The organism is Saprospiraceae bacterium (genome assembly GCA_016713025.1).
In the GTDB taxonomy this organism is placed as follows: Bacteria; Bacteroidota; Bacteroidia; order Chitinophagales; family Saprospiraceae; genus OLB9.
This window is the reverse complement of record JADJPZ010000004.1, coordinates 2,411,269-2,437,514: the sequence shown is the minus strand read 5'-3', so window position 1 is coordinate 2,437,514 and position 26,246 is coordinate 2,411,269. Positions and strand designations below refer to the sequence as shown.

General features: G+C 36.2%; 21 protein-coding genes and 1 pseudogene. 13 read left to right on the top strand and 9 right to left on the bottom strand.

Annotated features, from left to right (window positions below; all coding sequences use genetic code 11):
* Window positions 1-4: 4 nt before the first annotated feature.
* The 3 genes from IPK35_16630 (at window position 5) to IPK35_16620 (ending at window position 3,233) form a co-directional block, all read left to right on the top strand.
* Window positions 5-910, top strand: a complete 906-nt coding sequence (locus IPK35_16630) for an FAD:protein FMN transferase (protein MBK8054842.1) — start codon at window positions 5-7, stop codon at window positions 908-910.
* A gap of 73 nt (window positions 911-983) precedes the next feature.
* Window positions 984-1,913 carry an SUMF1/EgtB/PvdO family nonheme iron enzyme gene (locus IPK35_16625; GenBank protein ID MBK8054841.1) on the top strand — a complete coding sequence of 310 codons (930 nt, stop codon included), beginning with the start codon at window positions 984-986 and terminating at the stop codon, window positions 1,911-1,913.
* A 6-nt stretch (window positions 1,914-1,919) separates the two neighbouring features.
* Window positions 1,920-3,233 carry a Gfo/Idh/MocA family oxidoreductase gene (locus IPK35_16620; GenBank protein MBK8054840.1) on the top strand — a complete coding sequence of 438 codons (1,314 nt, stop codon included), beginning with the start codon at window positions 1,920-1,922 and terminating at the stop codon, window positions 3,231-3,233.
* 122 nt (window positions 3,234-3,355) lie between these two features.
* On the opposite strand, the gene IPK35_16615 is transcribed toward IPK35_16620, so the two are convergent.
* Window positions 3,356-4,675 (bottom strand): T9SS C-terminal target domain-containing protein, encoded by a 1,320-nt coding sequence (locus IPK35_16615; GenBank protein ID MBK8054839.1) that lies wholly within the window; start codon window positions 4,673-4,675, stop codon window positions 3,356-3,358.
* An 88-nt stretch (window positions 4,676-4,763) separates the two neighbouring features.
* Entirely contained in the window at window positions 4,764-7,523 is a 2,760-nt protein-coding gene (locus IPK35_16610) for a TonB-dependent receptor (GenBank protein ID MBK8054838.1), read from the bottom strand.
* A gap of 533 nt (window positions 7,524-8,056) precedes the next feature.
* Here IPK35_16610 and IPK35_16605 point away from each other — a divergent pair.
* On the top strand, window positions 8,057-9,013 hold the full coding sequence (locus tag IPK35_16605) for a peptidylprolyl isomerase (protein ID MBK8054837.1): 957 nt from the start codon (window positions 8,057-8,059) through the stop codon (window positions 9,011-9,013).
* A 116-nt stretch (window positions 9,014-9,129) separates the two neighbouring features.
* Window positions 9,130-9,837 carry a DUF4375 domain-containing protein gene (locus tag IPK35_16600; protein MBK8054836.1) on the top strand — a complete coding sequence of 236 codons (708 nt, stop codon included), beginning with the start codon at window positions 9,130-9,132 and terminating at the stop codon, window positions 9,835-9,837.
* Window positions 9,838-10,260: 423 nt separating this feature from the next.
* On the opposite strand, the gene IPK35_16595 is transcribed toward IPK35_16600, so the two are convergent.
* Both IPK35_16595 and IPK35_16590 read right to left on the bottom strand, forming a co-directional pair.
* The gene (locus IPK35_16595; protein ID MBK8054835.1) at window positions 10,261-10,959 is read right to left on the bottom strand and encodes a hypothetical protein; all 699 of its coding nucleotides are present in this window, start codon (window positions 10,957-10,959) and stop codon (window positions 10,261-10,263) included.
* A 52-nt stretch (window positions 10,960-11,011) separates the two neighbouring features.
* Window positions 11,012-11,713: a transposase gene (locus tag IPK35_16590; GenBank protein ID MBK8054834.1), complete on the bottom strand. Its 702-nt coding sequence runs from the start codon at window positions 11,711-11,713 to the stop codon at window positions 11,012-11,014.
* 610 nt (window positions 11,714-12,323) lie between these two features.
* Here IPK35_16590 and IPK35_16585 point away from each other — a divergent pair.
* The 3 genes and pseudogenes from IPK35_16585 to IPK35_16575 all read left to right on the top strand — a co-directional run bounded on the left by IPK35_16585 (window position 12,324) and on the right by IPK35_16575 (window position 14,840).
* Window positions 12,324-13,844: pseudogene (locus IPK35_16585) on the top strand (arylsulfatase).
* Window positions 13,845-14,232: 388 nt separating this feature from the next.
* The gene (locus IPK35_16580) at window positions 14,233-14,550 is read left to right on the top strand and encodes a hypothetical protein (GenBank protein MBK8054833.1); all 318 of its coding nucleotides are present in this window, start codon (window positions 14,233-14,235) and stop codon (window positions 14,548-14,550) included.
* 29 nt (window positions 14,551-14,579) lie between these two features.
* A complete protein-coding gene (locus IPK35_16575; protein ID MBK8054832.1) occupies window positions 14,580-14,840 on the top strand; it encodes an SHOCT domain-containing protein in 261 nt (86 codons plus the stop codon).
* 149 nt (window positions 14,841-14,989) lie between these two features.
* Here the strand turns inward: IPK35_16575 and IPK35_16570 are convergent, their stop codons facing one another.
* Window positions 14,990-15,637, bottom strand: coding sequence for a response regulator transcription factor (locus tag IPK35_16570; protein MBK8054831.1), 648 nt, complete (start codon window positions 15,635-15,637; stop codon window positions 14,990-14,992).
* Between the two features lie 181 nt (window positions 15,638-15,818).
* Between IPK35_16570 and IPK35_16565 the strand changes: the two genes are divergently transcribed.
* The 3 genes from IPK35_16565 to IPK35_16555 all read left to right on the top strand — a co-directional run bounded on the left by IPK35_16565 (window position 15,819) and on the right by IPK35_16555 (window position 19,521).
* Window positions 15,819-15,980: a hypothetical protein gene (locus IPK35_16565; GenBank protein MBK8054830.1), complete on the top strand. Its 162-nt coding sequence runs from the start codon at window positions 15,819-15,821 to the stop codon at window positions 15,978-15,980.
* Between the two features lie 836 nt (window positions 15,981-16,816).
* Window positions 16,817-18,586 carry a sensor histidine kinase gene (locus IPK35_16560; protein MBK8054829.1) on the top strand — a complete coding sequence of 590 codons (1,770 nt, stop codon included), beginning with the start codon at window positions 16,817-16,819 and terminating at the stop codon, window positions 18,584-18,586.
* Complete coding sequence (locus IPK35_16555) at window positions 18,586-19,521, top strand: 1-aminocyclopropane-1-carboxylate deaminase/D-cysteine desulfhydrase (protein MBK8054828.1); 936 nt, start codon at window positions 18,586-18,588, stop codon at window positions 19,519-19,521. The genes IPK35_16560 and IPK35_16555 overlap by 1 nt, the downstream gene beginning before the upstream one ends.
* A gap of 178 nt (window positions 19,522-19,699) precedes the next feature.
* Here IPK35_16555 and IPK35_16550 read toward each other — a convergent pair whose 3' ends face one another.
* The 4 genes from IPK35_16550 to IPK35_16535 form a co-directional block, all read right to left on the bottom strand.
* Complete coding sequence (locus IPK35_16550; protein MBK8054827.1) at window positions 19,700-20,548, bottom strand: hypothetical protein; 849 nt, start codon at window positions 20,546-20,548, stop codon at window positions 19,700-19,702.
* Between the two features lie 15 nt (window positions 20,549-20,563).
* Window positions 20,564-20,809, bottom strand: coding sequence for a hypothetical protein (locus tag IPK35_16545; protein ID MBK8054826.1), 246 nt, complete (start codon window positions 20,807-20,809; stop codon window positions 20,564-20,566).
* Window positions 20,810-21,639: 830 nt separating this feature from the next.
* Complete coding sequence (locus IPK35_16540) at window positions 21,640-22,590, bottom strand: transposase (protein MBK8054825.1); 951 nt, start codon at window positions 22,588-22,590, stop codon at window positions 21,640-21,642.
* Complete coding sequence (locus IPK35_16535) at window positions 22,548-22,886, bottom strand: hypothetical protein (protein ID MBK8054824.1); 339 nt, start codon at window positions 22,884-22,886, stop codon at window positions 22,548-22,550. Before IPK35_16535 ends, IPK35_16540 begins: the two co-directional genes overlap by 43 nt.
* Before the next feature lie 592 nt (window positions 22,887-23,478).
* Here IPK35_16535 and IPK35_16530 point away from each other — a divergent pair.
* Both IPK35_16530 and IPK35_16525 read left to right on the top strand, forming a co-directional pair.
* Window positions 23,479-25,071 carry a hypothetical protein gene (locus IPK35_16530; GenBank protein MBK8054823.1) on the top strand — a complete coding sequence of 531 codons (1,593 nt, stop codon included), beginning with the start codon at window positions 23,479-23,481 and terminating at the stop codon, window positions 25,069-25,071.
* On the top strand, window positions 25,068-26,153 hold the full coding sequence (locus IPK35_16525; GenBank protein ID MBK8054822.1) for a histidine kinase: 1,086 nt from the start codon (window positions 25,068-25,070) through the stop codon (window positions 26,151-26,153). Before IPK35_16530 ends, IPK35_16525 begins: the two co-directional genes overlap by 4 nt.
* Window positions 26,154-26,246: the final 93 nt, after the last annotated feature.

Sequence of the window (26,246 nt, the reverse complement as noted above, 5' to 3'; positions counted from 1 at the left end):
TAAAATGGGATCAGAGATGATTATTACTATTGATGCAAGTGATACAACCGGTCTTTCAAAAAGTATCTTTGAAGCATATCAATTGACCGATGACCTAGTGAAAATATTTTCGGACTACGACCCTGATTCAGAGCTAAATAAAATAAATCTGGCTCCTGCATACAAACCCATAAAAATAAGTAGTGAGATGATGATCTTATTATCTACATCAAAAGATGCTTTTCGCAAATCCGATGGTGCCTTTGATATTACTTTGGGCAAACTGACCAAAGCATGGCGAAATACTAAAACATCAGGAATCAATATCCATCCTGATTCGATATCGTGGTACAAATTGCATACAGGATGTCATCAATTTAATATACATCCTGCTGATAATACTTTAATAAAAATAAACAATCAATTTGATTTTGATTTGGGTGGTATCGCCAAAGGATATATAGCTGATAAAGTGAGTAAGTTTTTAATCTCTACCGGATGGAAAAGTCACCTTGTTGATGCTGGCGGAGACATAGTGGCAGGAGATCCACCTATGGGAAGTTGTGGCTGGAAAATTGCATTGGAGTTGCCAAATAAAAATGAAGTTTTACAAAGAATATTATGTATCAAAAATCAGGCAGTTGCCACTTCTGGGTCTACATATCAGTATTATATTGCAAACAATGAAGCCTATTCGCACATCATTCAGCCCAAAAGCGGATTAGGTATTTCAAATTCTGACAATGTTACAGTGATAGCACCATCCGGAACTGATGCTGATTGGTTGGCAACAGCTTGTTCTGTGCTATCATGGCAAAAATCAAAAAAACTCATAAAACAATCTCCCTCATCCACATTGATTGTAACTTTGACAAAGGCTAAAAAGATGAATCATAGAATAGCAGGTAAAAAAATCAAATTTCATGAATAGAAACCAGATTGTTTTTTTCTATTTCATTTAAACAATCACTACATTTGGCTTTCATTTAAAGTCAGTTTAGAAAATGTGTAAATGGATTTTGTCATTAGTACTACCTTTCACCCTTATTTCTCAGGATAAGTTTACTTCTTTTAACCAAAAGATAAAAGGTAGTGATATTGCTTTCAGGATGATTTCAGTACCCGGAGGAAAATATACATTAGGAAGTGCTGCTTCTGATAAGGAGGCAGATATTGACGAAACTCCGGAAAAGACTGTTGAAATTTCTGATTTTTGGATGGGTGAGACAGAAGTCACCTACGATCTTTTCCAATTATTCCTTGATGAGACAAAAGATCCTGCGCCAGAAGTCGATGGCATCACGCGTCCCAGCAAACCGTATATCGATTTTACCCTTGGAATGGGTAAGGTGGGAAATTTTCCTGCCAATAGTATGCAACAGTACTCAGCATTGATGTTTTGTAAGTGGTTGTACAAAAAAACAGGTGTGTTTTATAGGTTACCCACAGAAGCTGAATGGGAATATGTTGCCAAAAAAAGCTATGAAAACAAAACTTTAAATAATGCTCAATCACTTTCAGAATTTGAATGGTTTGCCGAAAATTCTGAGAATAAATACCACAAAGTGGCAAGTAAAAAACCCAATAAGTTGGGATTTTATGACTTGCTCGGCAATGTAGCAGAGTGGACCATCGACGAATATGATGCGAGCATTTATACAACAATCAGCCAAGGAAGCAAAGACCCTGTCTCATCCAAAACTAAAAGATATCCTGTGACCGTCAGAGGAGGAAACTATAAATCACCTATCACCGATTTAAGACCTGCAAACAGAACCAAATCCGAATCCATTTGGAACAGACGAGACCCTCAAATACCAAAATCAAAATGGTGGAACGCCGATGCTCCATTTATTGGATTCAGGTTAGTAAGACCTCGCAAATCCAAAACAGCGGAAGAAGTAGAATCATTTTTTGAATCAGTATTAAAATAAAAGATCATGAATACAACAGACAGACGCGACTTTATAAAAAAATCTACACTTTTAGGTAGTGGATTGGCCATCAGCCCTGATTATTTTTTTCACAGCAGCGTCAATGACACTATCAAAGTGGCTGTAGTAGGCTGCGGCGGTAGAGGTACCGGTGCTGCTATACAGGCTTTATCCAGCGGTAAAAATGTTAAGCTTGTAGCTATGGCTGATGCCTTTCAAAACAGGATCGATGATAGTTATAAGCACATTACATCTGATGATGCCACTGACAACGGACATATTCGTGATAAAGTAGATGTACCTGCAGAAAGACGATTTGTGGGTTTTGATGCTTACAAAAAAGCCATTGCGCTGTGCGATGTTGTCATTTTGGCTACACCAACTGGATTTCGACCAGCGCATTTTGAAGAAGCTGTCAATGCCGGTAAGCATGTATTTATGGAAAAACCGGTAGCAGTAGATCCTGCAGGTATTAAAATCGTCCTTGCGGCTGCAGAAAAAGCTAAAGCAAAAAAACTCAATGTGGTAGTGGGCCTTCAAAGGCATTACCAAACGGTGTACAGAGAATTGATGAAGCGACATCAGGATGGAATCATCGGTGAGATCGTTTCAGCTTCTGCATGGTGGAACAACGATGGTGTCTGGGTCAATCCCCGAAAGCCGGGAATGACTGAAATGGAATACCAGATGCGCAACTGGTACTATTTCAACTGGCTGTGCGGTGATCACATCTGTGAGCAGCATATTCATAATATAGATGTCATCAACTGGGCAAAAAATGCTTATCCGGTCAAAGCCAGAGGTACCGGTGGACGTGAGGTCAGGAAAGGGAAAGATAATGGTGAGATCTTTGACCATCATATTGTGGAATTTGAATACGCAGATGGCACCATTATGAATTCCCAATGCAGACATATACCAGGTACGTGGGCAAAAGTGGATGAGCTTGCGATCGGTACTAAAGGTAGTATAAAGTTCGGTCAAGGTATTATCTCAGATCACAAAGGAAAAGTACTGTATCAACATAATAGCGAAAATGATCCCAATCCATATCAGGTAGAGCATGATGAACTTTTTGATGCTGTAAGCAAAGGCGTGTACAGGTTTGAAGATGCCACCAATGGTGCGCACTCGACGATGATATCTATCCTGGGCAGGATGGCTACATATAGCGGTCAGATCATCACCGTGGATCAGGCACTTGCCAGTAATCTGAACATCATGCCTTCTACACTGTCATGGGATGCCGATATGCCCGTTAAACCAGATGTCAATGGAGAATATGCTGCAGCTATTCCGGGTAAAACCAAGTATGTTTGATCAATTGTTTAGAAGTAAATAAACTCAGAAAAAAAAAGAGAGCCGATGTTTCCACCGGCTCTCCTATCTAATTATACAAAATAAAACCTTTTAAAGAGTTTCTTTCAAGCCTTGTTAATCTATTAATAGTCTGTATTTTGAGGATCCCAGTTGGTCCATCCATCTGTCCAGTCTGTAGTTCCGAAAGCACCAACAAATGAAGTTGGATCAAAACCTGATGGCAAAGTCACACCACCGGTAAGGAGGCTTGAGCCAACTTTTGGAAGTAAGCCTGGCTTACCAGTTGCAACTTTGTAGTTGTCACTCAAACCTAAAGTAGCAATATCAGCACCAAAGATGTTTTTTCTTATAGCTTCCTTGAGCTTTGTCTCATCTCCTGTCACCAATCCTTTGGTCATACCAGCTAAAACCAAACCTCTGAAATCACACTTGTTGTCGACAAAATTTTTCTGTGTAGCTGTACCTTCCAATTCAAGACCACCTTTACTCCAACCACCGACTGCAAGCGTATTGTAAATAGATACCGCTGTATTCCTTCTCAGTCTGAAGGTAGCGCGATACTTGGCATCAGGTGTGCCATCAGCAATGATCAGTGAAATATTGGCAAATTTAGCATTAGTTTGTGGTGCAGCTTCAGAACCGGATGCATCATTGTCAGATTCAAATCCATTGGAATCAGAGCAGGTACACTGATCTGCAATTTTTGGATCTCTGTAAACAAATCCATATTGTACATTGCCGGAATATCCCCAGTCTGTATCAAAATCGTCGTCCAGATTTTTGTAAGATACCAGATATTTAGCATTTACATTGCCACCAAACCATTCATATGCATCATCACCATTGTGTGAAACCTGAATATACTCCAGCACAGTACCTTTCCCAACGCCACCGAGTGTCAAACCATTGATTTCTTTGTCAGTCTCAAAAGCTATACCACCAAATTCCAATCTTACGTACTTTAGAATACCGGAATTGTCATTATCGTCGGTTCCACCAAAGGTGCTGATATTTTCTCCTTCTATGGTAGCAGGTGTTTTGTTCACTTTTGCCTTACCAAGTATGATCAGTCCTCCCCAATCACCCAGATTTCTGCTACCTTTTGGTTGATTGGATGTAAATACGATAGGTTTAGTTTTAGTACCTTCAGCGATGATTTTTGCTCCTGGTTTGATGATCAAAGTAGCTTTAGTGGATTTGTCACCTTTGATGATGGTACCTGGCTCAATGGTCAATGTTGCACCTGACTCTACATACACAAATCCTTCCAAGAGATACTTGTTTTTTGCAGCCCAAACGGTATTGGAAGTAATAGATCCCTTGATTGTAAAATTTGCGCCCACATCTACTATATCATCTTCATCATCCTCACGACCACAAGAAGCCAGCATCAGTCCCGATGCAACTAAAAGAAATACGAATAATTTTAAACTGAATTTCATGTTACAAAATGTTTTAAATGTTTATGAATTATATTTATTTAAAAAATTGACTTCTATTAAATCGCAAGGACTGATAAAGCTGAAAAACTTAAAATTTGAAATTTACACTAAAGTAATAGGTAGAACCTCGTTTGAATTCCTGGAATACACCATCCGAATCAGTAATCTTGTTATCTCTGTTGGTATCCTGTCTGAGTTGGAATGGTTGATTGAGTAAGTCCTGAACTCCGGCTTTCAATTCTATTTTTCCAAAAGTCTTCGATAAATTGAAATCAAGCACATTTCTCGGCATCTCAAATACATTGGAGCTCAATACATTGTCCCCAATCACATATATTCTGGGTCCGATGATATTGTAAAGTATATTCGCCTGAATACCAGTTTCTGGAAGATTGTAAAATAAACCTGCATTGATCAAATATGGAGATTGACCTTGAAGGTATCTGTTAAAGTCACTCAGTCCGCTCACTACCACGTTGCTATTGATGACTGAGGCATTAAAAAGTACCATGAAGTTTTTGGTAAGATTTTTTCTTACTTCAAGCTCAATACCGGATGACGTGGCAGATTCTGAATTTGCAACTGTGAAAGCAACGGTACTACCATTGTAGAATATAGCCGCTTCTATAGGATTGATAAATTTTTTGTAGAAAGCCCCTATGGTGATCAACTCACCCGGAGATGGATAAAAGTCGTATCTCAGGTCAAAATTGTGGATATTGGCGACTTTGATATCTTTATTGCCTCTTCTTGAGACATCAAATATAAAGTCATAGTATGTAAATGGCGCCAATTCTCTGAATTCAGGTCTGTTGACTGTAGAACCATAACCCAATCTGAGCATATGTTTGTCATTGAGTTTGTAGTTGGCGTTGAGTGATGGCATAGGGCTAAAAATCCTGTTATCTACATCTACTTTTTGTCCACCACCCCTTTCACGGCTCTGAAGAGACTGCTGATTGTATTCTCCTCTGAAACCTATAGTTGCATTCAATTTGCTCGTCAAAGGCATGTAAAAACTTACATATCCGGCATTGAGCATATTCTGGGCTGTATATTTGTCATCAAAGTTGGTGCCTTCAGAGTAGAATACTCTTGACGCTCTCAAGTTATCATTGCTGAAGAAGTCTTCAGGCTTTTGTGTCGTGATCGATGCATCAACTCTGTTGGGATTGACTACACCAAACCATCTTGCCTTGAAATATCGGTCCTTATACTCTGAGTACACACCCATCTTGAGAACCTTATTTTTTTCATTATCACTATGTTTTGTTCCCAGTACTTTATCCAGAGTGGCTGTACTTGTGACCACAAATTCATCCATGTTGGACCAGAATCTTGCAGCTTGTTGCAGTGTCGGGGATTCAAACTGTTGTAAGTCTATCTTATAAGCTCCTTCTGATCCCAATTCTCTGGATGAAGTGTATCTTCTGAAGTCAGGCTCTGTCCTTTGTGTATATCCGAAACCACCTATCCATTTGAACCTTGTTTTATCACTCAGTTCGTGTGTACCGTTCAGTTGACTGGACAAGATACTTCTTTGCTCATATCTGAAAGACTGGTTGGAAGTCTCAAGGTTATTTTCAAACAATGTGCCTTTTCTGATGACCGTTTCTTTGGATGAGAGCTGATTGAAAATGCTTCTGAATTCAATTTTATTTCTCGGATTGAGGATCAAGGCCCAGTTGGACATAGCTCCCAAACGGACATTGTTGGTATAGTTGTCGTCGTTAAATGTACTCTGCAATGATTCATCAAACAAAAACCTGTTTTGTAACATTTGTTGATAGGTATTTGTATTGGAATAGTTGATATAAGAGATCGTAGTCAACTCTTTATTTCCGATAAAAAATCTCTTGCTGAGGTTGATGTTGCCCCTAAAATCAGGAATCACCGTTTTATTTGTAGCACTGTAGTATGGATTGAGATTTCGGAATTTATCAATAACAGCCTCAGTGCTTGCTTCAGTGATGACCTTTCTTGTACTTGGAAAGTTTGAAGGCAAGCTTCTGTATGCTCCACCAAATCCAAATGCATCCAAATTACTTCCCTGATAATCCAGTACATTGGCACCTGTAGCATTGCCTCTGTAGCCAACAGTAAAACCTATTGATACATTGTCAGCATCCGGTACTGTTTTGGTATATATCTTGATAGCACCACCAGCAATATCACCGGGAAGGTCAGCAGATGGTGACTTAAATACCATCATCCTGTCAATAGCAGAGCTCGGAATGAGATCAAATGAAAATGACTTAACATCTACCTCTGTGGATGGCGTGATGATATCATTAAGTAAGACAGTGTTGTATCTTTCGTTTAGCCCTCTGACTACAATAAATCTGTCGTCAAAAATCGAAACACCAGGCACTCTCCTTACAACTTGAGATGCATCTCTATCCTGAGTTTTAGTGATTTGTTGTGATGATACACCTACAGCGATATTGGCAAGCTGTCTGATTTCTGACACCACTGAGACTTCAGTATCTGTCTTTCTTTTGGCTTTGACTTCCACTGCATCCAATACCAGAGATTGTTCGGTCATGGAAGTGTTTACGATGGATTCTTTGCCCGTTTCAACTCTTACTTTTTCAATGATGAGATCAGTATATCCCACACTGGTAATCATTAAATTGTAGATCCCTGCCTGAACTTCTGGAATTTCAAAATTACCATCCAGATCTGTCGTAGTTCCTTTGGATGTGCCCTGAATCATTACGGTAGCTCCGATCATATAGTCATTGGTTTTACCATCTTTGACATTTCCTTTGATGGTGCCTGTTTGTGAGTAAACCGTAAATGTCAATGCTGAAATACACAGCAGTAAAAATACTTTTCTTAGGTTCATAATTTTGAATTTTTATGTTTGTATGAATTAGATGCTGCAAAGGTAAAGGGCCAATGTTAAGCCAATATTAAGCCATGGTTAAGTTTATATAAACTTACATATGACAATGCTTGCAAACTTTTATTTTATTTTGAAAAGGATAAAAATAATGATTCATTTCAAAATATTATTCTGTAATTTGATCAATTATTAAATAATATTTCAATTAATAACAGATTCATGCCTGATTGCGATAACAGAAACTGTTTTTTGGCGTTTAGCAATAATTCTTAGTTAAGGGAAATTTAAAATTGTTTACATTGGTTATGTATAATAAAATATTTTAATACTTTTGTGCCTTCAAAAATTAATATCTAAAAATGAATAAGTTAATTTTATCTTTTTGTTTTGCCCTTTTGTGTGTAGCTGCTTTTGGTCAGCAGAAAAAATCCACCAAATCTACCGGAAAACCTGCTACTTCAACAACTGTAAAAAAACCAACTACTCAAAGGACTGCCCCAACAAATATTAAACAAAATACTCAAACTAAAACAATGAACGAAGATTTTTTAAATTCTCAGGGAGATGGCGTATATGCTAAATTTGAAACCAACAAAGGCGTAATCTATGCTATCCTCGAACATAAAAAAACGCCACTTACAGTTGCCAACTTCGTTGGTTTGGCAGAAGGCAAAATCAAAAATAACTCAAAATCAGAGGGTACACCATATTACAATGGTCTTAAGTTTCACAGAGTCATCAAGGATTTTATGATTCAGGGTGGCTGCCCTTTTGGTACTGGTACGGGAGATCCTGGATACAAGTTTGCTGATGAATTTGATGCCACGCTTAAGCACGAAGGACCAGGTATCCTGAGTATGGCCAATTCTGGTCCGGCGACAAACGGATCACAGTTTTTTATCACTCATGTGGCTACACCATGGTTGGATGGTAAACACACGGTTTTCGGACATGTCATCAAAGGACAAAATATAGTGGACACCATCGCTCAGAATGATACCCTATTGAGCCTGACTATCTTCAGAAAAGGTGCTGAAGCGATGGCATTTGATGGTGCTAAAGTATTTGAAGCTGAAAAAGTCAACATGGAAGCCAAGCAAAAAGCGCTTGATGCTGAAAGAGCCGCAGCAGCTGAAAAAATCAAAGCAGAATACCCTAATGTCACAGCAAGCGGACTGAGATATATTGTCATCCAGGAAGGTACAGGGCAAAAACCGGTAGCTACCAGCAACGTAAAGGTGCACTACACCGGAGCATTTCTGGATGGAAAAGTATTTGACAGCAGCGTCCAGCGCGGTCAGCCGATAGACTTTGGTCTGAATCAGGTGATACCCGGATGGACAGAAGGTGTTCAACTCATGAGAGAAGGTGGAAAATATAAATTTTACATTCCTTACCAACTCGCTTATGGAGAAAGAGGATACGCTGGAGCAATTCCTGCTAAAGCCGATCTTATATTTGAAGTAGAGCTGATCAAAATAAATCAGTAAAATTTAATCTATAAATTTGTGAAAAGCTCTTTTCTGATTTAATATTGGAAAAGAGCTTTTTAGTATAAACAACTTATCTTGTGTTTTTTTCTTTCTTGGCGATATCAATAATTTTGATGGTGATAATTACATTTATCATTAAATATGGCCAATCCGAAAAATCACTGAATGAAAAAATTAGAAAGTATGATTTACTTGTGAGTAACAACAAAGCCAAAAAAGAATATACTCCCTTTTCTCTGAATGAATTAGAGAATAAAAATGATAATGTCCTAGTTTTTGATATCAGTATGAATCTGTTTAATAAATTTTTAGTAAATGGCAATCTGAAATTGGATAAAGTGTTATCAGCAAATAAATCTCAACAAGCGGTTTTTCTGATAAATAACTTGGATGGAGAAGTACACAATGGAGGTTTTAATCAGTATTACACAAATAGTCGAATGCAGTTTATGGATCTATTACCCAACCTATTGAATCACATTGGTGCCCAAAGAATGTCTGAACTGGTTCACAAAGCTAACAAAACACTTGAAGAAAACTATAAAGAAATTTTTAAGTATCAGGATGGTACAGTCGAAGGGTTTTGTAAATCATACGAAGATAATCCGCTAAATGAATTAGATACTGAGTTTTATAAACTTTATGAAAAGGAAAATTTATTGGAATTATTAACTAAATTTGTAAGGCAAAACCTTACTGATTTTACAGCCTCCAATGACCTTCAGAGAAATGTCTTTCTCAAAAATCAATACCACCAACAAATTATTTCTTTGGGTGGCCTTGTTATTTATTTTGGCCAGTATCATTTTTATGTTTTTTGATAAAGCCATAGATATACAACTTCATGATACATACTTCGTACTGTCACTTTGGCATTTTTCGTTTTTGTTTTCAATTATATTTGGTATTCACTGGCTATTGGGTTTGGCTACAAGTAAAATCATATATTCCCATACCTTAGCCAATATCTATATTTTGATGACAATTATATCACTGATTTCTATCTTTTTTCTTATACTAGTGGTAAACACAAACAGTATTTATGAGCCGCGCCGATACTATAGTTTTGACAACATTAATACAATGAAAAGTAACGGAACATTCTTGAATAGTTGCTGGACCATCTCAATATTGACATGGCTATGCGCTCAGATACTTTACATTACAAATATATCACCTAGCTTCACAGCACAAACACATTATAATTCTTATTCGAATGAGGCAATTAATTCTACTTTGTTAAATTAGGAATTATCATCAAAAGTCTCAAATAGGTTGTCAGGTTTATCGTTTTTGATTCGGCGATTTATGTCTTTTTCTCGCAGTATGTGCCTATAAAGCATCTGCTTTATTTCTTCTTCAATATTCACACCTTGTGATAATAGGATGGCAATAGTTTGTAGTCTAACATCTCTAGCTGATAAAAGTGGGATTTGTTCTTTCTTTTCTTGCCGCTTCTTGAGTATATAATGCATTGCCATCATTACTAATGCCATGTGGTGGTACCATGCATTGTATTTTCTTACTTGGTAGTCGGCCATTCCAAGCTCTCCTATATTGTCTTGAAACGATCGTTCTATCCAATATCTTTGGCCTTGCATATAAGCAAATTCTTCAATGCTCTCTTCTTCTACTGTAAAGTTGCTCAACGAATATTTTATTTTATTTTGATCCTTTCTTATGATCAGTGTTCTTTTTTGAGCTTTTTGTGTCTTAGGGTCCCAGACCCAAACTGTTTGGATGTGAAATAGGGCTTTGAGCCATCCTTTTGACCCTTTATGCCATTCTATTTTGCTGAAATCATTCTTAGTCAACGTTTTGTAGTAATCCTCTACTTTTACTGATTTTAATTCATTCGTTAACTTAATGATCTCTTTCCCCTTTTTTGTCACTCGATTTTCAACCAATACTTCTAGTTCTGTAAGATAAATATGTTGATTCACCTTTATATCCAGTACAAACTTTTTACCCTTTTTATCTAGAGCGTTTGCAAATTCATATCCTTGTCCATACAGTGAATCCGCCTATCCATCCATATTCTATCCCTTGTTTGTCTAGCTCATCTATCATCTCCATGGCAAGTTGCATTTTAGTAGCGTATTTAATAGCTTTCTTTGGGATACCTGCTTTAATACATCTCTTTTCATCATCTGTCCACTCCTTTGGAAGATATAAACGTGCGTTAACCAAACACACTTTCTCACCACTTCCTAACGACGCAAATACGCCTGTTTGTGAATTTTCGATCTTTCCTTCATTGCCATTATATTGTCTGGAGACTCCAACGGAGTGCTTACCTGATTTTTTGTTACTATTTTCATCAATATTGAGCGCTTGTAGCTTTCGATCCCCTAAATCTTTATTGACTTTTTTAGCCACTTCCATCATGAGATCCGAAGCACTCCAGGGTGAATCTGAAATGAAGTGCTGTTGAGATTGATAATCGGCTTTTGACTTTTCTACCATTCGTTCTATATTGCGCTTGGAGCGTTCGGCGCAGAACAAACCTTCGATATATTTAATAGCATTTTCGCAAAGGTCTGATGTCTTTAATTTTAAAACTGATTGATAATCAATGACATTTGAGCAAAGGTCGCCATCCTTGACGACCTGAAAAATTTCATAAAGGCTTTGTTTTGTGTTCTTAAAAAAGTCGTTTTTGTTACTGCTGTTCCTAAAGGTAAGAAGTTTTTGCACTCAAAAAACGACAGTACAAATATACGAAATTTTTACAATATGTTGGTTATCTGTACATTAAATTTAACAAAGTAGAATTAATGTGATGCGAAAAAATAAAATACACCCTTCTATTATCTCTAATCTTTATGTCCGAGATAAATATAGGGACGTAGTCCTGAGATCTTTGTAGCATAAATATCCTCACACCATCACGTAGGGGCGTAGCCCTGTGATCTTAAAAGATGTGGTAAATATAAGATATCAGGTCTACGCCCCTTATGTTTCAGATGCTAATGTTTTCTACAAAGATGACAGGGCTACGCTCCTGCCCCGATAGGCGGGAGTAATTTATCTTCAGGATCATGTCTCTAAAGCATCCTTTGTTCGTTGTAGCTTTTAGCTTCAATGCAATATATTAGGGCATCTTGCCTGAATCGCAAAAAAAAATGATGATTTTTAATGTGAAGCGAAAAAATGAAATACACCCAAAAAATGTAGACAGGCTGCCGATTTGAATAAGAGTAAAAAAAATGTTGTACTTTTGTTAGGAAATACTCCATGATAAATATGGTAATAAAGTTGTTTTTCCTTAACCAAACGACATTGATTTAGATTTATAAAAAGAAGTATGCGGCATTTAATAACTTTACTTTTTTTATTATTAGTTTTTATATTTGTATGCTGGACCAAGGAAAAATCCACTCAGCCCAATATTATAATCATTTATGCAGATGATATGGGATATGGTGATCTAAACTGTCAGAATCCAAACTCGAAAATCCCTACCCCAAATCTCGACAAATTAGCTTCTCAAGGGATGCGATTTACCGATGCTCACAGTTCGTCTGGGATTTGTTCTCCGAGTAGGTATGCATTGCTTACCGGAACCTATCACTGGCGAAGACAACATGAAATCGTAGAGTCCTTTGGTCCCCCTTTTTTCAAGGATACTGATATCACCCTACCTCAGGTATTAAAAACCAAAGGATATACTACAGCTTGTATTGGCAAGTGGCATTTAGGATGGGATTGGGAGTTTCTTTCAGAAGCAGAAAATCAAAAGGGCAGCACCGCGAAAAGATATCTTCATACCGATATTGATTGGTAGAAACCAATAAAAGGAGGTCCGTTGGCACGTGGATTTGATTATTATTTTGGAGACGGAACTATCAATTTTCCTCCTTATGCATGGATTGAAAATGACCGGATACTGGAAGCTCCAACAGAGGAGATGGATATGAATAATATTGGTTATAAGACTAAAGAGGGAGATTGGGAGTTTCGTCCGGGTCCAAAAGTAAAAAACTGGAATCCGTATGAAGTTTTACCCACGATTACCCGGAAAACCTTACAATGGATAAATAAACAAAAAAAAGAAAAGCCCTTTTTTCTATATCTGGCACTTCCTTCACCGCATGCACCTATCATACCTAATGATGAATTCGATGGAAAGTCACAGGCTGGTGGCTATGGCGATTTTGTTTTTCAGACCGATTGGGTAGTAGGGCAGGTATTAAACACTCTGAAAGAAAAGGGATTTGAAGATAATACCATTGTCATTTTTAGTTCAGACAACGGAACAGAATCTTATGCCTGGGAGCGTGCTCAAAAGCATGGACATTACAGTATGGGTAATTTCAGAGGTTTAAAGCGCGATGTCTGGGAAGGAGGCCACCGAGTGCCTTTTATTATCAAATGGCCTGATTATGTTAAAGCAAACTCTACTACTAATGAGGTGATTTCTCAAGTTGATATCATGGCAACATTGGCAAGCATAACAGGAATAAAATTGTCAGAAGATGCAGCTCCGGATAGCTATGATCTTACACCTGTTATAAAAGGAATGAACTATAAGTCTCCTCTTCGTGAAGCAACTATCCATAACACTTATAGCTCTATATGGGCTATAAGGAAAGGAGATTGGCTATACATTAACCATTCAACCGGAGGGCACAGAGAATTACCAATATCTTTCAAAGAACTAACCGGATACAAAGATTTTGATACAAAAGGTCTTCTTTTTAACATGGTAGATGATTCTGAACAACGTGTCAATCTATATGAAAAGTATCCGGATAAAAATTTAGAAATGGATAGTTTGCTTCAGGAATATCGTACTAAAAGTTATTCTGTAAAGCGGTCAAACTGAATCTGAATTTAGATGGTTTTTATACTGCCATAAAATCAGATAAGTCTACATGGTCGGTGAGTGTTTAAGGTCATTGATTGTCATCACAAGTACCATTTCTCTTTTTTCGTTTTCGAGCTTACTTTGGGTAGATGTTTCTACCTCAAAGCAAACCCCATTTATGCGGTTCGTTCAGCTAAATTATCTACAAGCCATATTAAAATGTCAAATTTTTGTTTTACTTTTGTACGTCAGGATGTAGATTTTCGTGTGCGTTGGCTGGAAGTTTAGAAATTCAATTTAATATATTGGACCAACCGACGTATTTGACTTAACATCCACCCAAAAATAGTGAAACTGAAAGCCGAAATGAATATGCATCAAATAAAGCTATTTAGACTTTAATATTATGGTAATATTAATAATTTGGATAATCTCCTGCTTCGTTGTAGGTGCTGTTGGTGATGATAGAAAAATTGGTTTTGGAGGAGCCTTTTTTCTTTCATTATTTTTATCCCCATTGGTTGGACTCATCATAGCTTACAATTCTGATAAAAAAGTTGTCGTTATTAGGGCAAGTCCAGTTATGTTAAAATTAATAGCAGAAGGGGATAAACTAGTAAAGTCTCAAAAACTCGAAGAAGCCATTGAAAAGTATAATACTGCTTTGACTTATACAGACAGAGCCCCATTACTCACTTTAAACTTGCAAAACTTTTTTCCTTAAAGAAGGAAGCTAATAAATCTTTAAAGCATTTGGCCAAAGCAATACAACAAGGATATAAAAAGTTTGATATAATTAACCACGACAGCGAGCTCTCATATTTAAGAAACACAACTGTTTTTAAACATTTTGTAGATAATGGTTACAAAATACTGACAAACCAAACAGAAGTGATGAATCCCTTAAGTAGAATTGAGGAACTTGAAAAATTTAGTGAATTATTTGAAAAAGGTATTTTGACTAAAGACGAATTTGAAAATGAAAAGAAAAAAATTCTTTCAATGGAAAGATAATCTAGAGTCTTAAGCATCAGACTACTCACTATCCATTGTCTGCAGAATAAAAAGTCGTAAGTATTGTTCTTAATGCTTCAGTTTTGCTAGTAAATTCATGCGAAAACTAATAAGTCGACGAAGGTCAGCGACGCTCTCTATTTTAGTAATCAATCCAGCAAGCTATTTTCCATAGCAATTCGGACTAATCCCACACTATTTCTTGCATTAAGTTTAGAAAGTAGTGAGCTGCGATGTGATTCTACGGTCTTCAGACTGATGTATAAATTGTCAGCTATTTCCTGTGTCGTAAATTCCTGTGCAATAAGTTTAAGTACTTCTTTTTCTCTTCGGGATAGTTTAGGGAAAAAAACATTATTTTTTGATGAAGCCTTTCTCTGATTCATGAGGCCTTTCATGATGGTTTCAGTCACTTCATTGGAAAAGTAAGATTCTCCTTTGGATACCGTCCTGATTGCTTTTAGTAATTCTTCTCTGCCTGTATTTTTTAAGATATACCCTTTGGCACCATTATTCAGGATCTCGGAGACAAAACTCTCTTCGTTGAACATGGAGATGGCGAGTACCTTGACCTCAGGATGATGTTGAGTGATTTCTTTGCACACTTCTATGCCATTCATACCGGGTAGATTGACATCGAGCAATACGACATCTACAGTATGAGAATTGATAAACTGTATAACTGAAGGCCCGTCATAACTGCGACCTATCACAAAAAAATCAACCTCGTCTTTTAGTATTGATTCCATTCCATCTACAAACATGGTATGGTCGTCAGCTATAAGGATATTTGTCATATATTATAATATTATATAGTAAGATCTAAATTGATACAAAGTTACTGTGTTTTTACCTATAAAAACCGGGGTAAACCCCTAAAAATAAAAATGGGTGTTTACTGCGATGTTTGAGAGTTATTATGACCGCATCTTTGTATCGTCAAACATCATTAAATAAATGTAATTTAAAATATAAGTGATGAAGAGAGAGATTTTGGATATCAGGACTTTTGTTACCATCATATTGGTGGTTCTTACACTTTCAGGGCAAAGGTTTTCAGAACTTTCCAATAAACAAACTGGTACCCAAAATCTCAAATTCATCTCTGCACCCATCAAAGATGTGGTGAGTTTGAAGTAAGTCTTGGGCGGAGTGTAAATGTTTCTGGTTTTGGAATCGGCATGTTTGCACTCTTTTTTAAAAATAACGTGTTCTGTTAAAGAATAGGACATAGTATATCAGAAGATAGGAATTGTTTTAAGTACCAGCGATTTTCGCTCTGATCCATGGTGGAAACTGTTGGTTTGAGACAAATCTCTTCTTTTAGTATAAATTATTCTCTTTTTAGGTTTACGGAATGAACAATATGTGAGTCGGGGTGGCTATTTGGGAAAAAACCAGTTATGAATGATAATAAATATAATTTCATAATATTACAGCACTGTTTTCCTTACACAAAATAACCCCCAAAATACCATCCTGACTCCATTATTGTCATGATAAAATGAAGATATTTGCGGTTATATGCCGCATGATATATAAAGATGTAAATACTCATTGGGATTTGACTGTTGCATTAAAAGTAAAAGCTCTCAAAAAGTTGAGGGCTTTTCTTTTTTAAATTAAATTCTATAAAAAAGTTGCTTGAATAAACAGGCGGCCAAAATTAGTATAAGCCGAAATTGTTGATTTTTGATAACATCATACCTCTAGTATTCAAAGAACGAACTTGTCCCCTCCATTTTAAGGGTAACTTAATGGTTCCAAAGCAAATTGAGTGAACGATTTCACTCAATAATGAAGGAACCACAAACGTCGGCTTTTGGACACATTTAGGGTGGGTAAATTTAAAGGAATATGCAATTTTTTCTGCGGATTGATGAATTTCACAATTTTTTGCTTGAGATTTGCATTTTTGTATCATATTATTAATCCGTACTTTATTCCAAATTTACTTAAAAGCATTAATATTTAAATTGAAAGGAGTTATTACATTGCTTGTTTTATCTTTTTTGCCGGCATTACTGTTTGGCCAATTCAATAAAGATAGTCTCTACTCTTATGGTGATTTACAAAGGATTTTGGAATTTGCCAGAAAAAACAATGACCAGAATACATTGGCAGAAGTATATATCAAACTCGGTGATTATGAAGGAGATATTTTTTCTAAGTATGAAAAATCACTGGAGTATTATCAGCGATCATTGGAATACTTTAAGGTAAAAAAAGATAGTGATGGTATTCATAAAGCCAATCATGCAATTGCCAGAAGATACATAGATGCTGAATTCTACACAGAGGCTTCAGGCATTCTTGAGAACCTTATTTCTATATATAAATCAGACAATCAGGGCCTTCAACTTGCATACGTATATTTTGATCTGGGAAGATTATATAAGGCAAGGGGTGATATTTCTAAAGCAACCGAATACCTGAACAAAGCTGTGGTACTTAGCAAGACGCACAAAGATGAAATTTTTGAATTGAAAATTATTTTCGAAAAGATTCAGAATTATGAGGAACAAAATGAACTGGATAGCGCTTTGTACCAATCATTTGAAGCCTTCAAACTGAGCAACATCACAGGAAACAGAGATTTGATAGCCAAAAGCCTCTATCATATCGGACATATCAACAAGCTGGGGAGGAACTTTGAGCGGGCAATAAAATATATGACAGATTGTGAAATGATCATACCATTTCAGCCTTACAGTGAGACACGAAAAAGTCTGTACCGTGAACTTGCTGAAGTCTACGCACTATCAGGAAGGCACAGAGAGGGTTTTTTGTACCTCAAAAAGTATACGGCTTTAAACGACTCTATACTGAACAAAAGCAGGCACGAATCTCTCACTAATCTTGCGATGAAGTATGGTACCAAGGATATAAAATCCAATATAGAACTACTGAAAATAGAAAAAGAATTTGCAGACGAAAGAAATAGAGCCCAGCGACGTACTCTTTACATCCTTGCTATCGGACTTTTTGTAGTTACGATCTCCATATATTTTATAGTAAAATTTTATGATCAGCGCATCAGTACCGCAAGGATAATTTCTGAACAAAAAGAAGAAATCAATCATCAGAAGATCAGAGAGTTGGAAGACAATCTCAAGATGAACTCAATGAGATCTGTCATCACTGGTCAGGAGATAGAACGCGAAAGGATAGCCAAAGACCTTCATGACAGCCTCGGTGGTTTGCTAAGTACCATAAAACTGCAGTTTGACAATGTAAGGTCAAAAAAGCAGGAACTCGCTGACCTGAAGGAGTATAATCACGCCCATAAGCTACTTGATACAGCCGTAGATGAAGTAAGAACGATATCCAGAAATCTTCAGCCGGGTTCGCTCCATGATCTGGGCCTGGTATCTGCCATCAAGGATCTGATCAACAGGTTTGAAGGTGACGGATATCCAGAAATAGATTTTCAGTACTACGAAATGCCTGAAAAAATGGACAAGATGATCTCTTTGTTGGTGTACAGGATCATCCAGGAACTGCTGAACAATAGTCTCAAACACGCCCAGGCCAAAGAAATCCTGATCCAGATAAATACTGAAGACAATGAACTCGTCATCCAATACGAAGATGACGGAGTGGGCTTTGATCAGAATAATCTGAAACGCAAAGGTATGGGATTGGAAAATATCAAATCCCGGGTCAACTACATGCATGGCAGTCTCATCATGGACAGCAAACAGGACGAAGGCATGTCTGTCCTCATCAGAATCAGATATCAGTAATGCAGGCTTTGCTCACAGTTCAAGATTATTACCTACCTAGCCCCCTGATTCAAATCAGTGCTCCGTGGCTGAATGAGAAAAACATAACACTTATTGTCAAACGCGAGGACCTGATCCATCCGTGGCTCTCCGGCAATAAATACCGAAAGCTGAAATACAATCTGCTCAAAGCACAATCTGAGGGGAAAAAAGAGATATTGACATTCGGAGGTGCCTTCTCCAATCATATCCATGCGACCGCCGGTGCAGGAAAATTATTTGGATTTAGTACTATCGGTATTATCCGCGGAGAGATCGACGAAGATAACCCAACCATTAGGTTTTGCCGGCAGATGGGTATGCACCTGATCCCGGTATCGAGACATGACTACAGGCTCAAGGAAGCTTCACCGGAGGTCGGCGCCATCCTGGAAGAGTATCAGGATGCCTATATCGTGCCGGAAGGCGGTACAAATCTGCTGGCGCTGGAAGGTGTTCAGGAGATGGTCACGGAGCTGTACAGTCAGATGGAAGCGGGTCCTGATACTATCATACTGCCATGTGGGACCGGTGGTACATCGGCAGGTATTCTGGTACACCCGGAGGTGCAGTCAAATGTTCTTACATTTTCATCATTGAAAAGTGACCACCTGTATGATGAAATTCTGTCGCTTGCACAGTACAGAAACAAACACTTACTGACCGTAAACACGGACTATCACTTCGGTGGATACGGGAAGTGGGATCAATCACTGCTGGACTTTATGGTACAATTTGAGTCAGACTACCTGATACCTCTTGACCATGTCTATAATGCCAAGGCGTTGTTCGGTCTCTTCGACCTGATAAAGAAGGACTTCTTTGCTCCCGGTGCCACTATTGTTTATATCCATACCGGTGGGCTACAGGGTAGGGAAGGGCTGGAGTATATACGAAAGAAAGAAACAAAGAGGTAAAATGAATGAAATTTGGTATTATTATAACGTCCAACCGTAACCAAATAAGTCACCATTCTTACCAAAATTTGAGTCTTACCACCTTGTTTTACTATAGTATCTCACTGAGAATTTATCATCTTTATTTTAAATACAAAATAGGATTTCAAAATATTGTTTTCATTAAAAAATGGATTATTTAAATTGGGGTCAACAATGATTTTGCATCTGTCAAGTTTTGTTCATGAATAAACTCATTTATTTTTTTGGCTACATCTACGCTGTGTGCAAGCCTGAAATTTTCCACTTCGAGGAGCTTGGAATCCTTTATTGAATTATGGATTTTTTGGCAAACTTTAGGGCAATGAACCTTGTCATTCAAGGGTTTGAAAACGAGGGTTGGAATTGCTGTTTTTTCAAACGCAGCAAAAGAGACTCTTAACTTCAGTACTTCCTTTACGGATGATTGAAATTTGATTAGTTTGTCCATATTTCCTTCTCTGAACAAGTCTTGATGATTATTGCAGATGGCTTTCACGGCTTTTGTTCTGTTTGCAAGATTAAATGTCATTTTATACAATAGTGGAAATGCATATTGGGGCAATGAAGAAAACAATCGCACCGGCCATGGCAGCATCACTCTTTGGATGGGGCAAATCAGAATTAAACTCTTCGGTTTGTTATGGATTTTGTCCCATTGACTGAATACCAGAGGAGCTGAAAACGAACATAAGATCAAGTGGTACTCCATATTGTTTATGGAATTAATATAACACACCACATCGGATGCCGTTTTTTCATTAGATTGGTCAAAAGAGAAACCGACACATTTGGTTGAAGGTTTTTCTCTGGTCTCAAAGTAATCAAGATTACTAAATTGAGCCAAAAAATTGCAAAATCCATCCCAATGATGCGGTTTAGCTCTCCAATTGGGCACAAAAATGCAATTGTTTTTGGAAGACGTGTTTACATATTTGATGACTCTGTTTGTGACCACACCATTTTCAAAATCGCCAATAATTTTCAATATGGAATCTGTATTTTTCATAATTAATGGCAATAATTAAAATTTTAAATCAAAGTCTAATAAGTCCTTTATCCATTTAATTGCAAATGGCACAACAAAGCCAACGATAGCAAAGATCGAAGATACTTTAAATGACTCGCTCATCCAATACATCAATATGCCACATATCAATGCGAGAATAATACTACTCAAATATTGTTTTGTTATCTTTGGACTTACCACTTTTTGAGTCTTTGGTTGTGAAATTTCATTGTGATTCAATTGTACTTCAAGTTGTTTCATGATTAAAAATTTTAAGGTTATAATAATAAAGTGTGTTTTAATTACTTAATTGAGCTTAAAATTATGGACAAAGATTGATTTGAATTTGGTGATTCCTTTGAATGGCTGTACATTGTCATTGAGTGGTCTGAATGTGTTGTTAAGCGGTTTTTACTTTCGGATCTTTTATTCCCATTCCACTTCACAGGAAAAATTGAAATCCAGCATTAACATAGATGGAGAAGAGCAAAACAATGAATTTACTCTGCAGAATAAAAATCAGTATATCAATTTGCAGATGAAATGATATGATAAATAATTCGAGTTTTAATACATTCAAATATTAGAACTAAAATCAATTTTTTCTGAAATATCTGCAAGCTTTATTGATGAGATATAGTGTCGATTTTGACTTTTCATAGATAGGATAAATAATCATAGCCAATGATCAATTGAAAGGGTACTTCATGCTTTGTTTTTTTAAGATAATTAAACTATGACTGAGTCTGTTAATTACGTTTTTAGAGTGTGTATAACAAACTGCACAAATACTTAAATTCCCTCGCTACCCTCATTCCCTAAAGAGCCTGTCAAGCTACGCTTGAGACGACCCACGCCAATGCTTTCAATATTAGTGCTGGTCTCCCCTTTAGTTATACCGTTGATTTTATAATATTTGGCGGTGTTTTTTATTACCAAGTTCAAACAAATTTATATGTTTGCACTTGGTAATGGTTTTGATCTCGTGCGCAACTCTTCAATTGAGTTTTGAGACTCTTCCATTGCCTTTTTTATTTTATTTTCTGCTCTTCGAGAAACTGGGGGCGTTTTGCATCTTTTCTAGCTCTGCCTTATAATCTGCGGTTTCTTTTTCCAACTTCTCTATTTGCTGATCTGCGTCTACTGGTTTGTTTTTTTTGTGTTTTAGGTTTTGATGAATCGTATGCCTCTTTGTTTGTAAGCATACCATAGATCACTCTTGTTAACTTGTTCATTATTACACCTAAAGCATCGTTATAGGTCTTACCTTTCGCTCTTTGATTTGAATATACCTCTTTAAAATAAGGGTCATACATAATCGCATTTTTAGCTACCATGTATATTGTACCCCTATATGAACTACTTCCTTTTTTGCTCATTTTAGGTTTCTTTGATATATCACCACTTGTATGGTTTTCTGGGTGTACTCCAAAATAGCAACAAAGTGATGCGGCACTGTTAAATCGATTTATATCTTCTATTTCTATGCTTAATGACACTGCTGACTCGATGCCGCAACCAGGAATTGTGACTAATAAATCCGCTAAGTCGTTGGCTCCGTGTTTAGCAAGTTCTGATTGAAGTTCTTTGATCTGGGTGGAGAATAAGTTAATAGTTTGGGCCAATGTTTTAATATTCAGCTCAGTAAGTATCGTATTACCCGACCCTGAATCTAGCTTCACCGCTTTTTGGATGGCCTCAGCCTTCTCCATGGTTAACCCTTTGATTTTAGCCAATGAAGCTGTTTTCGCATTTAATATCTTTGCCTTTGATGGATACTTTTGAAGTACTTTATACATGTATTTTGGCATGCCATTTTTACTAAAAGTTAAAAGACCAGGAATACAACTATACACTACTTTCTCAAGTTGGTTGATATTTCTCGTCTTTTGTTTAATAAATCCTTGTATAGTTTTGTGCATCTGTTTCGCAGTATAAAAATGTAAGGATCTAGGCTTGGCTTTCTCTAGTTCCTCATAATTTTCAGATACATGCCTAGCTATAATTTCACTACTGATGGCGTCATTAATATTGCGATGCATATTCTTTTTGACTCATGATGTGTCCGCAACGGATTAATCCTGAACATGATGATTCGCTTATCAAAACTTACCAATTGATTATACCAATTGTTTTCATACCCACCGGTACTTTCAATAGCCAAATAGATTTTATCAATAGACAAAAGTGCCTGTGATAAGACTTTTTTGAGTTCATCAAGACCGGATTGATTATCAATAAAATTCATCCTGCGATTAGTAAATTCATTACCCTTCGAAATTAAACTGAAATCACAATAACCTTTACTTGCGTCCAGTCCTCCAAATCCAACTTTCATACATAAATTACTTTAAAATGTGTTAAAAAATGTCAAGCCTTACATTCCCTTATATTATACGATATCAATGTATCAAGTTATACCTCATGATTAAGCTTGGCGAAAGGGACACTAAAGGACGATATCTAAGTATCAAGGGGTGTTCCCCTTCAACCGCCAAGTTATAAATTATTTGTTTATCTTGAAACCATTAATTTTTAAAATGCAAACATATAAGGGGCTGGGGGTAAGTATAGGCAAATGTAGCAAGTTAATTTTTTTCACAAAAGTGCAATATGATATACACACGTTTTTAGATTCTTCATTTCAATTAAAAGGCGAGGAGAATTGGTAACACTTATTTTAAACATTACAAAAACTAAATAGTGAAGGCATTTTTGATTAAAAAAATTTGAGGTGATATAATTATTAAATGGAAGTATATTTTAAATATACGGTATGTATTTACCCATGAACTGCAATGCTATATTTTTTTTTCAAATGGTAACATTGTACAACCAAAAATAAATGTAATTTTGTTAGCGAATCTTTTCAAAGTTAAGTAAAATCAGTAGTTATCAATAAATGGTTTTTCATATTACAACTCCTACTATTGTCTTTTGATCTAATGTCGCAACTTAGTTTTGAGACCTATACTATAGACAATGGCCTGTCACAGAACTCAGTCTATGATATAGTACAAACTAAAGATGGCATGCTTTGGATTGCTACTAATGACGGTCTCAATAGTTTTGATGGGAAAACATTTAATGTGTATAGACCCAGTACATCGGATAACATCCCAAGATCATCCATAATTAAGTCAATTCTGGTTTTTAATGTTCAGTATTTGCTGATAGGCACTGAAAACGAACTGTTGCTTTTTGACCTTTATTCCAGAAAATTTCATCCGCATTTACATTTATTTTATAATCTGAAATTACCCAACAAAATAAATCCCAAAAAAATCCTTGTAAATAAACAGGATTTCTGGATTTTGACTTTTTCACATGGAGTTTTTAAATACAATTTTAAGGAACATAGGGTACAACGATTCATAAATGAAGACAATACAGCCTTATTGTTGACGGATATGGCTGCGACCAAAGATGGGGTAGTTGTTTCTTCACCTGCAAATTTATATTTTATACATACAAACAACCAAATTAACTTTACAAAACCGGCCATTTCAGCCCAAAATTTAGACATCAAAGCGATATCCACAAAAGGTGATACATTGTTTGCAGCCTGTGCTAAACATGGTCTGATCATTTATGAAATTGTATATAGTGGAGATCTTATTAATCTGATTTCAATAAATAAAATTGATAAAAAATTTAAAGATATAAACAAAATAGCTGTTTTGCAAAATAATGAAATTTGGCTAGGGAGCAGAAGCAAAGGTGTTTTGCAGTATCAAATTTTTTCCGGCAGATATGAAACGGGTTTTGCAGGTAATTCTGTCAATAGTTTGAAAAAAAACTTTATATTGTCGATATTTGAAGACCATAATAATGATGTTTGGATAGGTCAAAGTGGTGGTGGTTTGGCAAAATTTTCTTCCCGACTCAATACTTTTGAAAAAATCCGAGCACCTAATGGAGATTCAGATAGAATGATTCTTTGCATTAACAATGTCGAAGATCATTTTTTGTACATGGGAACATTGATTGGTGGACTATTGGAGTATAATTTAATAAATAAATCATACAAATATTATTTCAATCCTCGATTGCCTGTAGAATCAAGAAATATTTACGACATCAAAGAGTATAAAAATCGGTTATGGCTTGCTACATGGGCAGGGCTATGTTCATTTGATAAGAAAACAAAAAAAATTGAACTTCATGCCAATAATAATGACACAAAGTCTCAAAAACTCTATGCTCTAAATATAAATGAAAATCAAGAAAACATAATGGTGAGTGGCGAATATGGCACTATGTGTTTTGATATCAACAAAAATAAATGGCAAAATTGTCAACAAAAGTTGAAACGATTTACTCTGGAGGACTTGACCGCCAGAAGTATTCAATATTTATCTAAACATGTTGTAGGTTTTGCTACTACATCTAAAAATTTCGTAACGTATGATTTAGTATCAAATCAAATGGAGGAATTTAGTGCATTGCAACACATATCTGTTTCAGCTCGTCATTTTTTAAAGATTCGAGTACTTGGTGGATTGCTACTGACAAAGGGTTGATAGAATTTGATTTTAATAAAAAACAAATAATCAAATTATGGGATAAAAAAACCGGTTTATCTGATGATTTTATTTATGCAGTACTCAAGGATGAAGAAAACAACATTTGGGTATCTCACAACAAAGGTTTGAGTATGATTTCATTAATGAATTTTAATATTAAAAATTATACCCCGGCAGATGGCCTGCAAGATTATGAGTTTAATACCGGGAGTTGTTTTAAGTCAAAAAATGGCATTTTTTATTTTGGAGGTATCAATGGAGTAAATAGTGTAGATATCAAAAAGCTAAATCATACAAATGAAGTAAGAAAACCAATCATTACTCAGTTTAAGGTTATGAATAGAGAACATAGCGCTAACGTTTTTGCTGAATACAAAGACCACGTTACCCTGGAGTCAACACAAAATTTTATTTCATTTGACTTTGTTGTACCAAATCCTGCTAATGCACAAAACATCAATTATCAGTATAAACTTACAGGTGTAGATGAAGGGTGGGTAGATGCCGGAAAAAGACCTTTTGCAAACTATACTCAACTGAAACCCGGAGAATATGTTTTTAATATTAGAAGTTATGACAATGGTCATAACATAAGCGAAAGCTCTTCTCCATTTAATATTTTAATCAAAAAACCCTTTTGGCTGGAGACTTGGTTTGTCACTCTTATTATCTTGTCTCTACTTCTTTTATCAGGATTTGCATTATCTGATCGAATTACAAAGTTAAATCAAAAATTCGAAAACGAACTGCAAATGGCCAACCTCGAACAAGAAGCCTTATATTCACAAATGAACTCTCATTTTATCTTCAACAGTATAAACACAATCTTGCAAATGATCATCTATAATGAAAATGAAAGTGCAAGAAAGTATTTAAGCAAATTTGCAACTATATTGAGAGCTAGAATCGAAAATTCGAAATCGTCTCTGGTGCAGCTACATTCTGAACTGGATTTGTTGACAAAGTACTTAGAGATTGAAAAGTTAAGAATAAAAGATTTTACATTTTCTATAGAAAAGGATCATAATATTGATGTAAATATAACACTTCCTTCATTTATTTTTGAGCTATTAATTTAAAACATCGTTTGGTATAAGTTAGCAGGAGTGAGCGGTACTAAAGCTTTGAAAATCATATTAATCAAGGAGGATAATACCGTGTATTGTGATATT